Consider the following 11,522-nt stretch of genomic DNA (forward strand, 5'->3'; position numbering starts at 1 on the left):
GATCTCGGCATGCAGCAGCCGCCGCCGCGCCGCGTGGAAGCGCCGCCGATGGGTCCGCCGGCCGATCAGGGCCGCGACAATTGGCTGTCCGACCTGTTGAGCCGCGCCGACAATAGCGGCAATGCCGGACGCGAAGCGCCGCGCAACCGTGGCCCGGTGCCGCAGTCCGGCAATCCGCTGGAATCGCTGTCGCTCGACATCGCCCGGCTGATGGACCGCGGTCTTGCGGCCGAGATGTGGGATCGCTACCAGCGCGGCGAGACCAAGGCTTTCTCCAAGCGGCTCTACACGCCCGCCGGCCAGAAAGCGTTCGACGAGGTGGCCCGCAAATATCGCGCCGACCGCAGCTTCAAGCAGACGGTCGACCGCTACATCACCGAGTTCGAGCGGCTGCTCGACGAAGTGGCGCGCGACGACCGCAATCCGCAGGCGCTGCGTAACCAGCTCACCTCGGAGACGGGCCTCGTCTACACCCTGCTCGCCCACGCCGCCGGACGGCTGGCGTGAGGGAGGCGAATGGCGAGTAGCAAATGGTGAGTAGTGAACCAGCTCATCGCGAATCGAAAACGGAGGCCTCACGGCCTCCGTTTTGTTTTCAGGGATACTTCTTTGGCTGTCGCGTGGCGTGGTGGTGGAAACTGATCAACGCCCCTACTCGCAACTCCTTATTCGCCATTCGCCCCCTCTCACCGCCGCCTCTCGCTTGCGGCCGGCGGGGGCTGCGAGGCCTGCGCGTTGCTGGGGCTCGGCGAGTTGCTGGCGCCGAACAGCACCCGGGTCGGATTGCGATCAAAATTGTTCACGGCGCGGCTGATATCACCCAATGTCCGTCGGCTATCGGTCATCAGCGCGCCGGAGCGCTTGTCGAAATCCTCCGCCAGCTCGCGGATCGACTTCACCGTCAGCGTCAGCTCGCCGCCATCCTTGCCGCCGGCGAGCGAGTTGAGGCCCAGCATCAGGCTGTCGGCCTTGCCCAGCACGCCGTCGACCCGCGCCATCACGTTGTCGACGCGCTCGGAGTTGCGGGCCAGCGACTGGGTGAAGACCTCGAGATTCTTCAGCGAATTGCGCACCGCCTCCTGGTTGTCGGCGACGACCCGGTTGATGTTCTGCAAGGTGCCGCGGATCGCTTCGGTGACGTCCTGCAGCTTGGTCGGGTCGGCGGTCAGCACCGGCACGCCGTCCTCGTCGAGCGGCGCCGGCGGCGCGGCTTCCTCGCCGCCCTTCAGCGCGATCGCCGCAACCCCGGTCAGGCCCTGGAACTCGAGACCCACCAGGGTGTCCTTGCGAATCGGGGCGGTATTTTCGACCATTGCGAGCGCGACCACGCGGCGCGGATTGTCGAGCTTCACCGAGATGACCTCGCCGACCCTGATACCGTTGAAGTTGACGCTGCCACCGTTGCGCAGGCCCGCCGCGGGACCCTCGAAGATCACGCGCAGCGGACCGCGCTGCTTGGTGGTGTGCAGGCTCTGAAACCAGAGGACGAATCCGATGGCCGCCGCGATCACCGCCAGCGTGAACGATCCGATCAGGACGTAGTTCGCCCGCGTTTCCATCACAAACTCCGGTAGCCGCGCCTGCGCATTCGCTTATCCCATCACGGCGCGCGCGCGTTTGCCGTGGAAATATTGCCGCAGCCAAGGGTGTTCCGAGGCCTGCATGTCGGCCATCGATCCTGCCGCAATGATCTTACCGTTCCCCAAAACGGCGATCCGGTCACAAGCCGTATAAAGGCTGTCCAGATCGTGCGTTACCATGAAAACGGTCAGGCCCAAAGTGCGCTGCAGGGTCCGCACCAGCTCGTCGAAATCGCCGGCACCGATCGGATCGAGGCCGGAGGTCGGCTCGTCCAGGAACACCAGCTCCGGATCGAGCGCCAGCGCCCGCGCTAGCGCCACCCGCTTGACCATGCCGCCCGACAGCTCGCTCGGGAACCGGTCGGCGACTTCAGGCTTCAGGCCGACCATCCCGAGCTTCGCCACCATGATCTCGTCGAGCAGCCGCTGCGACACCTTGAGATATTCGCGCACCGGAAACTGGATGTTCTGCCGCACCGTCAGGGACGAGAACAGCGCTCCCTGCTGGAACAGGATGCCCCAGCGCCGCTCGACCGCGCTTCGCGCGGCCGAATCGGCTGCATCGAGATCGACGTCGAACACCTCGATGCGGCCCGAGACCTTGGGCACTAGCCCGATGATGGTGCGGGTCAGCACCGACTTGCCGGCGCCGGAGGGGCCGACGAAGCCGAGGATCTCGCCGCGCCTGACGTCAAGATCGAGTCCGTCGAGCACGCGGGTGCTGCCGAACTGCACGGTGACGTCGCGCACACGGATGATGGCGTCGGGAAACTGCTGCGGCGTCATGACTACATCCCGACCGCGGCGAAGAAGATCGCAAACACGCCATCCATCACGATGACGAAGAAGATGCCTTTGACCACCGACGAGGTGGTATGGCGGCCGAGCGACTCGGCGCTGCCCTGCACGGCCAGTCCCTCGACGCAGGCGACGATGCCAATCACCGCGGCCATGACAGGGGCTTTGATCAGGCCGACGGTGAAATGATTGATCGAGATCGCATCCCGCAGCCGCAGCAGGAAGGCTTCAGGATCGACGCCGCCGTAGAACCAGGCCACCAGCCCGCCGCCATAAAGCGCGGCAATGTCGCCCAGGAAGGCGAGGATCGGCAGTGCAATCACCAGCGCCAGCAGCCGTGGCAGGATCAGCACCTCGATCGGGTCGAAGCCCATCGTGCGCAGCGCGTCGATCTCCTCGCGCATCTTCATCGAGCCGAGCTCGGCGGTGTAGGCGCTGCCCGAGCGCCCCGCGATCATGATCGCGACCAGCAGCACGCCGATCTCGCGCAGCACCAGCACGCCCAGCATGTCGACGACGAAGATGTCGGCGCCGAACCTGCGGAAATGAAAGATGCCCTGCTGCGCGATGATGCAGCCGATCAGGAAGGTGATGAGCACCACGATCGGCACCGCGCGCCAGCAGACCTGTTCGAGATGATGCACCGTCGAGGTCAGGCGAAAGCTTCGCGGACGGATGAAGACCTTGGCCACCGCGACCAGCACGGCACCCAGCATGTCGATCAGCGCTGCAACGGTACGGAAGATACCGGCCACGGTGCGGCCGATCTGCTCCAGCATGCCGGTGATGGTGATCGTCGTCGCCTCAGCCGCCGGCGCCGCCGTGACGCGGCGAACCTCGTCGACGAGAGACGAGTAGTTGGCGGAGAGCCCGTTGATCCTGGCCTCGCTCGGGCCTTGCGAGAAGCTGCGGCGCAGCCGCTCGATCAGCCAGGCACCGAAAGTGTCGAGCTTCGAGACCTCGGAGACGTCGATCGACACGTCGGGTTTGCCACCGGCGAGCTTCTCGGCCTCGGCGACCAGCTTCTCCAGCATCGGGGCAAACGGCGCGGTCCAGGCACCACCCGCCCGCAACGACAATGCATTGCCCTGTGCAGTCCGTTCCAATGTCGGGCCAGCGTTCACGAATCCCGTCCCCAGGCCGACGGACCGTCGCCTCTCAAACCAGAAAGTTCCACCGCGCCATTACACCTTGTCGAATCCGGGGCCAGTGCAGGGATTTGACGTTTGCATCCCTTCGCCGCAAGGAGACTGTTATACCGACGTCGAATCCGCCGCTGCTCTAGCAAGAATTACTTAACCAATGTTCCTCTACCGCGAACGTCAGCTGAAGTGGGGCCTGGACAAAGCGCAAATGTCAGTCGGGGCACACGAGGCCGTGATAGTGGGTCGTATCCCCCATAGTCCAGGTTCAGAAATCGTCTGACTTTCACATGACCTTGCTCAGTTCTCCCATGTTGATCGGAAAAATCGAGCGCTGGCCGATCGCCGGCAGCTTCACAATCAGCCGCGGCGCCAAGACCGAGGCCATCACCGTCGTGGCAGAATTGCGGCAGGGCACTGTGCGCGGCCGCGGCGAATGCGTGCCCTATCCGCGCTATGGCGAGACGCCGGAGGCGACCCTGGAGGCGTTGCTTGCCATGCAGATCCCGGTCGCGGATGGGATCGATCGGGAAGCCCTTCAGCAGGTCATGCCATCAGGCGCGGCGCGCAATGCGCTCGACTGCGCCATGCTGGACCTTGAAGCCAAACTCAGCGGCAAGCGCATCTGGGAGCTGCTCGGGCGACGCGCGCCGGCGCCTTGCGTCACTGCCTACACCATCTCGCTCGGCCCGCCCGACATCATGGCGGCTGCCGCCGCCAAGGTGGCGCACCGGCCGCTGCTGAAGGTCAAGCTCGGCGGCCCCGGCGATCCCGCGCGAATCGCGGCGGTCCGCAACGCGGCTCCGCAGTCACAATTGATCGTCGACGCCAACGAGGCCTGGACCGAGGCCGATCTCGAAGCCAACCTCGCGGCCTGCGCTGCGGTCGGGGTCACCCTGGTCGAGCAGCCGCTGCCCGCCGGACAGGACGGGGCGCTTGCGCACATCAAGCGTCCGCTCACCGTTTGCGCCGACGAGAGCGTGCATGACCGTGCGTCGCTCGAGGGGCTGCGCGAGCGTTATGACGCTGTGAATATCAAGCTCGACAAGACCGGCGGACTGACCGAGGCGATGGCGATGGCCGATGCCGCGAAGGCGCTCGGCTTCGACATCATGGTCGGATGCATGGTCGCGACGTCACTGTCGATGGCACCGGCGATACTGCTGACGCCGGAGGCGCGCTTCGTTGATCTCGACGGACCGTTGCTGCTCGCCGAGGACCGCGACAACGCCCTGCTCTACGACGACAGCCTCGTCTATCCGCCCGGTCCGGCGCTATGGGGATAAAGCGCCACCCTCCTGTGCACCAGCCACATCAGCGCGCCACCTAACGCCGCCATCAGTGCCATCAAATAATAGATGCCATGACCGTATTGCGCGTAGATCGGCCCTGACACGACGGAGGCGGCCGAGCCGATGATTCCGCTCGACGCAGCATAGTAGCCCTGGCCGCGCGCCGTCATGTGCGCCGGCACGTAGCGGACCAGCAGGCCCATCGTACCGATCAGGGTCATCGCGAAGGTGAAGCCATGGCTGAGCTGGACCGCCGCAAGGCCGATGGCATGCGGCTCCTGCGCAGTCAGCAGCCAACGCAGCACCGCGGCCACAGCGCCGATCATAACTAGGTTCGCCGGCGCCAGCGTGAATCGCGACGCCAGCGCGAACACGGCGATCTCGGTCAGCACACCGAGCGTCCAGAGCCAGGCGATGGCCAGTCCGGTGAGGCCCTGGGCCCGCCAGTCGATCGCGGAGAACGTGTAGTAAGCGGCATGGCTGCCCTGGATCAGTGCCGCCGCCACGATGATGCAGAGAAAGCTGGGATCGCGTAGCAGACCGCGACCATCTTTCGTGGCCACAGCCGCCCGAGGCGATACTTCGAGCGGCTGCAGCCAAAGGCTCACGACCGCGCCGAGCAGCCCGACCGAGACGATGACCCAGATCAGCCGGTCAGGCGCGACGATGTCGGCCAGGCCTCCGCACAGCAGCGTTCCGATGATGAAGGCGGCCGATCCCCACAACCGCAGGCGACCGTAATCGAGCCCATAGAGCAGCACGCCGCGGAGTGCGTAGGCGTCGGTGAGCGGCACCAGCGGCGTCCACAGGCAGCAGATCGCCGCATAGATCACGAAGACGAGCACGGGCCAGTGCTGGAGGCCGAGCAGGGCGAAGCCCAATCCCGCTGCGGCGGTCGAGAGCCGCATCGCGCCGCGCAGCGCATGATGACGCTCTGCCAGTGCCGTGATGAAGGGCAGCACCGTGAAGCGGGTCACGGCGGGAATGGCGATGATGATGCCGACCCAGGAGGCATCGAGGCCGATCGCCCGTAGCCATACGGGGAAGAACGGCAGATGCGTGCCCGACAGCGCGAACATCGCACCATAGAAAAGCCCCAGCCGGCGCGCGAATCGCCGGGCCGTACCACGTGATGCAATGGGGATTTGTCCGCCTGACAGCATCAATTCAATTGCGATTCGGTCAATATCATGGTGATCGTTATGCCAACGCGCAGCGATTTGCGCGACGAGTTTGCCATGGTCGATGACGTCTTCGCTCTCTCGCCAATCTCCGCCCGCCCGGCCCAGCCGGGCGAGGCTGACTATGAGGCGATCCGGGATGCATTCATGGAGACCTCGCGCGGCCGCTGGTTTCTCGGCGAATATGCCAAGCGCAACCGCAACGCCGACACCAGCATGGTGCTCGATGCGGTGGCGCGGATCGAGCAGGCTCTCGCCGCGCAACAGCGCCTGCAGCAGCAGCAGGAGATGCAGGCGGCCCAGCAGGCCGAAGCCAGCGTGCTCCCCGAAGTGCTCGCTGCGATCCGGCATGCGGTCGCAGGCGCAGAAGGGGCAGCGGCGACCGCGCTCGACAGCCTCGCGATCGAGCTGAATCTGACACCGGTGCGCAAGGGCATTCGCATCATCAAGGAAATCTCCTGGCGTTGGCGCGAGATCGGCGCGGACTCCCGGATCTGCGACCTGATCGATTCCCAGGTCGCAGCTATCGAGGCCGCTTGCGACCAGCTCGCCGGCACCGATCCACGCCCCGCGCTGGTTGCAGCATTCGACGTCATCAAGGCGCAGCTCGACGGTTTCGATCAGCCCGCCTCTCCTGCACGTGCTCCCGACATCGACGCGCCTGTGGCAACCTCGTCGCCCGAGCCGGGTGAAACGAGCGCGGACGTAGGCGCGGAGATTGCGGCAGCATCCATGCCAATCGAGACCCCTGCTCCCGTGGCGGCGCCAGCCATCGAAGCCGCTGCATCGGCGGTCGAAAGCGCCATCGCGGCTGTCTTGGCCGAATCGGTTGCCGAAATCGCCGCCACGCGGGCTCTCCATGCGCGAGAAGCCGCAGCCGAGACGTCTGTCAGGGCACCCGAGCCAGTGCAACCGGCAGCGCCGGTACGGGCCCAGGATGAAGCCCGAACGGTGCCTGCGCCAACGCTATCTGAACCGATCGGCGAACGCGCCGAGGTGGCGGATGACCTTGCCGCGCTAAATGCTGCGGATGACGATCTCGACATCGTGGTCGTGACCAATGCCGAAGCAGACGCGCATGACGAGGCGGTTCTCGACCTCGTCGCCGCGGAAATGGCCGCGCTCGATTCCGGTGATGACGCGGAATTCGGTCCGAGCAGCTCGCTCCAATACGGGATCGAGGAGCCGGCACCCGTCGATGACGACGTCGTCGCCACCTTCGCTGAGCCTGTCTCGCCGGAGCCCGAGCCCGCCCCGGCTGCTGCGCGACCCGCATCGGTCGCGACCATCGCACCATCAGCCGCCGCGCCGTCCGTCGTATCGCCCCCACCTGCACCCGTTCCGCCGAGCCCTGCCCCGGCGCCCCGTCTTGCGGTTGCGCCGATGCCAGAACCTGCACCCATGCCCCCGGCACAGCCCGTGCTGCACGAGCCAGTCCGGCCGGCGCCGGTGGCGCAGGAGCAACCGCGGCCCGCGGCCGCACTTCATCCATTGCCGCGGCCCCTCCCGCAGCCGTCACTGGGTTCGACGCTGCTCGCGAGCGGCCTGCTGCAACGGCCCGTGGCCGCAAATGACCCGCTGACGCCGATCCGGCGCATGACGCAGCCGGAGAAGATCGCGTTCTTCTCGTAAGCGCGCGCGGCCGTTCCTGACGGCGCGCGGCGCGTATCGGCCCGTCAGATCAGGCGATCAGCTTGGCGTAGAGATCGGCATCGACATTGCCGCCGGAGAGCAGGATCACGACGGTCTTGCCGGCGATGTCGAGACGGCCGGCGAGCAGCGCCGCAAGGCCCACGGCCCCGCCGGGCTCGACGACCAGCTTCAATTCGCGGAACGCAAAGCCCATGGCGCGGCCGACCTCCTCATCGGAAACGGAGACCGCGCCCGACAACAGCCGGCTGTTGACGGCAAAGGTGATCTCGCCGGGAATCGCCGCCATCAGCGCGTCGCAGATGGTTCGCCCCTTGGCGTCATGCGCCTCGCGGTGGCCCGATCGCAGCGAACGGGCATGATCGTCGAACCCCGCCGGCTCGGCCACGATCATCCGCGCCTGCGGAAAGCGCGCCTTCACTGCCGTCGAGACGCCGGCGATCAGGCCGCCGCCGGAGGCCGGCACCACCACCACATCGGGCGCGACGCCGAGCGCCTGCAGATCCTCGGCGATCTCGCGCCCCGCAGTGCCCTGGCCGGCGATAACAAGCGGATCGTCATAAGGCGGCACTACGGTAGCTCCGCGCTTGCCGGCGATCTCGCGCGCGATCGCCTCGCGGTCTTCCATGTCGCGGTCATAGAGCACGACCTCGGCACCATAGGCCTTGGTGCGCTCGCGTTTCGCCGCCGGCGCATCCGACGGCATCACGATGGTCGCGCGCATCTTGAGCAGCTGCGCCGCGTGCGCCACGCCCTGAGCGTGATTGCCGGAGGAGAATGCGACCACCCCGTTGCTGCGGGCGTTCTCAGGGATCGACGACAGCTTGTTGTAGGCGCCGCGGAACTTGAACGATCCGGTTCGCTGCAGCACCTCGGGCTTCACGAACACCCTGGCGCCGAGTACCTCGCTCAGGACCGGCGGCGACAACAGCGGCGTGCGCACCGCAACGCCAGCGAGCACTGTTGCCGCCGCGTCGATGTCGGCGGTGGTGACGGGAAGGATCGGCGATTGAACTGTCATACCCTTCTTGTATCGCGCGCGGCTGCGCCGAGGCAAGCTAGGCCACGCAGCTCGGCTGTCCAGCCAGCAGGTCAACCGGCTGGGACGCCGCCGTCGGAGTGGGCAGGATCGCCATATTCGCGATGAACGCGCGGGTCGATGCGTCCCAGGTATGTTTGGCGGCAAAGGCCACGCAATCCGCGCGCGGGATCCCGAGTGCGGCAAGGCATGCAGAATGCAGATCCTCATCGAGCACGCCGACCTCTGCGGTGCCGATCACATCGCGCGGACCGGCGACGGGAAACGCCGCAACCGACAGGCCTGAGGCGAGCGCTTCGAGCAGCACCAGACCGAACGTGTCGGTGCGGCTTGGAAATACGAACACGTCGGCGGCCGCGTAGATCTTCGCCAGCGCCTCACCCTGCAAAGCGCCGAGGAACAGTGCGTCCGGATAGTCGCGCTCCAGCTCGGCGCGGGCCGGTCCGTCGCCGACGATCACCTTGGTGCCCGGCAGATCGAGCGCGAGGAAGGCCGCGAGGTTCTTCTCCACCGCGACGCGGCCGACGCAAAGAAACACCGGCTGGGGCAGGCAGAGATCGACCTCGCGCGGCCGAAACAGAATAGTATCGACGCCGCGCGGCCACAGCACGACATTGGCGAAGCCGCGCTGCTGCAATTCGCCTGATAGCGCCGGCGTCGCCGCCATCACCGCCTGGCTCGGCCCGTGAAACCACCGCAACGTCGCCCACACCCACGCCTCCGGCACCGGTGCGCGGGCCGCGACATAATCGGGAAAGCGGGTATGGAAGCTGGTGGTGAAAGGCAGACCATGCTTGCGGCAATGCCGCCGCACCAGCAGTCCGATCGGTCCCTCAATAGCGATATGAATGCTGTCCGGCCGGCTGTCGGCGATCAGTTTCGCTACCTTCGCCGGCCACGGCAAAGCCAAGCGCAGATCGCGATAGCTCGGCATCGCAAAGGTACGGAACGATTCCGGCGTCAGGAACACGACCTCATGGCCGAGCGCTTCCGCCGCCTGCGCCATCATGGCCAGCGTCCGGACCACCCCGTTGACCTGGGGATGCCATGCGTCCGTCGCGACCAGGATCCGCATCGATCAGGCGGCGGCCCGTGTCGCCACCTGCGACACCGGCGTCTGCTGCTTCAGAGGATCGGCCCAGGTGATGATCTCGAAGCTGCCGTCCTCGTTCTCGGCAAGCGCCGTGCAACTCTCGACCCAGTCACCGCAGTTCATGTAGCGGATGCCCTGCTCGTCACGGATCGTCGCGTAATGGATATGGCCGCAGATCACGCCGTCGGCGCCATGACGGCGCGCTTCCGCCGCCAGCGCGGTCTCGAACGCGCCGATATAGTTGACCGCGTTCTTGACCTTCTGCTTGGCCCATTGCGACAACGACCAATAGCGCACGCCGAACATGCGCCGGAAGAAGTTGACCAGCCGGTTCATCTGGATGGCGAAGTCGTAGGCCTTGTCGCCAAGATGGGCGAGCCAGCGCGCGTTCTGCACGACGAGGTCGAAGATGTCGCCGTGAATGATCAGATAGCGTTTGCCGTCGGCAGCGGTGTGGACGATGTTTTCGACTACATCGATGCCGCCGAAATGCGTGCCGTAATAGCCGCGCAGGAACTCGTCGTGGTTGCCGGGCACGTAGACGACCTTGGCGCCCTTGCGCGCCTTGCGCAGCATCTTCTGAACCAGATCGTTGTGCGACTGCGGCCAGTGCCAGTTCGACTTCAGCGCCCAGCCATCGACGATATCGCCGACCAGATAGATGGTGTCGGCATCATTATGGCGCAGGAAGTCGACGAGGAGATTGGCCTGGGAGCCACGGGCTCCGAGATGAACATCGGAGATGAACAACGTGCGAAAGCGGCGATCCGGGCTTTCGTCACCAGCAGTTTCAATTCCCATGTGCGCCACCTAACAGCTTCTCGTGACATTGCGATGACGAGCAACATATCCTCCGCGGCGGCTCGACCGGCCGCACGCTGCTTCCGCCGCTCATTCAAGGCGACTCAGGCCCCCTAAGTCTCAAGCCGCGATAACAGCGCGTTACGACAGGCAGGCGACAAAAGCGGCGCTTTCTCGGGGAAATGCCGCTGTTCCCGTGCATAGGAACCGGGCTTTCAACATCCGGGCGGCACCGATGGGCCGTTCCGGCTGGAGCCGATATGCCGACGGCACCCTGTCGGTGCTGGCGGGCACCGAGCATCATGTGGGCCGAACCGGCACCTGGCGCACCAATGACCGCGCCCGCTATTGCCGAACATTGAACGACGGCGATCGCAATCCCGGCGAGGACACTTTGCACGAGCGCTGCTTCGACGCCGTCGTCAAGGACCGCGCGTTCCAGTTCTTCGATGCCGACGGCCTGATGCAGTTCGACACGCTGATGGAGTAGCCGCTCTTACCGCGGCACCGTCACCACGCGCAGATTGTTGGTGGTGCCCGCTTGCGCGAACGGGATGCCGGCGATCACCACCAGAAGCTCGGTCGGCTTGGCAAAATCCTCCTCGACCGCGAAATGCGTGGCGCGCTCGACCATCTCCTCATAGCTGTTGATATCTTCCGACAGCACGCTGTGCGCGCCCCACAACAGGCACATGCGACGGGAGACGTCTTCGTTCGGCGTGATCGCGAGGATCGGCAGGCTCGGCCGCTTGCGGGCGACGCGCGAGGCCGAGGTGCCGCTCGAGGTGTAGGCCACAATCGCCGTGGCGTGGATCGCAGAGGCCAGGTCGGCGGCGGCGGTCGCCACCGCATGCGGCGGCGTCTGCTCCTCGCCCGGCTGCGTCGCCTCGATGATCGAGCGATACATCTTGTGGCCCTCGGTCGCCTTGATGATGCTATCCATCAT

At 65.9% G+C, this 11,522-nt stretch carries 12 protein-coding genes; 4 read left to right on the forward strand and 8 right to left on the reverse strand.

Translation table 11 applies throughout. The features are described 5' to 3' along the window. The coding region (locus WA702_RS19030) for a hypothetical protein (RefSeq protein ID WP_425112081.1) at nt 1-507 on the forward strand (507 nt) is incomplete at its 5' end. Nucleotides 508-686: 179 nt separating this feature from the next. Here WA702_RS19030 and WA702_RS19035 read toward each other — a convergent pair. From WA702_RS19035 to WA702_RS19045, 3 genes are read right to left on the reverse strand one after another with little or no spacing between them, the layout of a single operon-like run. Beyond that, complete coding sequence (locus WA702_RS19035) at nt 687-1,559, reverse strand: MlaD family protein (RefSeq protein WP_425112082.1); 873 nt, start codon at nt 1,557-1,559, stop codon at nt 687-689. A gap of 33 nt (nt 1,560-1,592) precedes the next feature. After that, a complete protein-coding gene (locus tag WA702_RS19040) occupies nt 1,593-2,366 on the reverse strand; it encodes an ABC transporter ATP-binding protein (RefSeq protein WP_425112083.1) in 774 nt (257 codons plus the stop codon). A gap of 2 nt (nt 2,367-2,368) precedes the next feature. Next, complete coding sequence (locus WA702_RS19045; RefSeq protein WP_425112084.1) at nt 2,369-3,502, reverse strand: MlaE family ABC transporter permease; 1,134 nt, start codon at nt 3,500-3,502, stop codon at nt 2,369-2,371. Between the two features lie 308 nt (nt 3,503-3,810). On the opposite strand from WA702_RS19045, the gene dgcA reads away from it, so the two are divergent. Then, nucleotides 3,811-4,806, forward strand: a complete 996-nt coding sequence (gene dgcA / locus WA702_RS19050) for an N-acetyl-D-Glu racemase DgcA (protein ID WP_425112085.1) — start codon at nt 3,811-3,813, stop codon at nt 4,804-4,806. Here dgcA and WA702_RS19055 read toward each other — a convergent pair. Then, nucleotides 4,776-5,975 carry an MFS transporter gene (locus WA702_RS19055; protein ID WP_425112086.1) on the reverse strand — a complete coding sequence of 400 codons (1,200 nt, stop codon included), beginning with the start codon at nt 5,973-5,975 and terminating at the stop codon, nt 4,776-4,778. The two genes, dgcA and WA702_RS19055, sit on opposite strands and share 31 nt — an antisense overlap. 75 nt (nt 5,976-6,050) lie before the next feature. On the opposite strand from WA702_RS19055, the gene WA702_RS19060 reads away from it, so the two are divergent. Continuing rightward, a complete protein-coding gene (locus WA702_RS19060; RefSeq protein ID WP_425112087.1) occupies nt 6,051-7,625 on the forward strand; it encodes a hypothetical protein in 1,575 nt (524 codons plus the stop codon). A 49-nt stretch (nt 7,626-7,674) separates the two neighbouring features. Here the strand turns inward: WA702_RS19060 and WA702_RS19065 are convergent, their stop codons facing one another. From WA702_RS19065 to WA702_RS19075, 3 genes are read right to left on the reverse strand one after another with little or no spacing between them, the layout of a single operon-like run. After that, entirely contained in the window at nt 7,675-8,664 is a 990-nt protein-coding gene (locus WA702_RS19065; protein ID WP_425112088.1) for a threonine ammonia-lyase, read from the reverse strand. A gap of 37 nt (nt 8,665-8,701) precedes the next feature. Next, nucleotides 8,702-9,757, reverse strand: coding sequence for a glycosyltransferase family 4 protein (locus WA702_RS19070; RefSeq protein ID WP_425112089.1), 1,056 nt, complete (start codon nt 9,755-9,757; stop codon nt 8,702-8,704). Between the two features lie 3 nt (nt 9,758-9,760). After that, complete coding sequence (locus WA702_RS19075) at nt 9,761-10,576, reverse strand: UDP-2,3-diacylglucosamine diphosphatase (protein WP_425112090.1); 816 nt, start codon at nt 10,574-10,576, stop codon at nt 9,761-9,763. 235 nt (nt 10,577-10,811) lie between these two features. Here WA702_RS19075 and WA702_RS19080 point away from each other — a divergent pair, with 235 nt between their 5' ends. Then, nucleotides 10,812-11,066 (forward strand): hypothetical protein, encoded by a 255-nt coding sequence (locus WA702_RS19080; RefSeq protein WP_425112091.1) that lies wholly within the window; start codon nt 10,812-10,814, stop codon nt 11,064-11,066. Between the two features lie 6 nt (nt 11,067-11,072). Here WA702_RS19080 and WA702_RS19085 read toward each other — a convergent pair. Beyond that, nucleotides 11,073-11,522, reverse strand: a 450-nt coding sequence (locus tag WA702_RS19085; RefSeq protein ID WP_425112092.1) for a pyruvate kinase alpha/beta domain-containing protein, incomplete at its 5' end; no start/stop codon positions are given.

This window comes from Bradyrhizobium sp. (assembly GCF_049798375.1).
Taxonomy (GTDB): Bacteria; Pseudomonadota; Alphaproteobacteria; order Rhizobiales; family Xanthobacteraceae; genus Bradyrhizobium.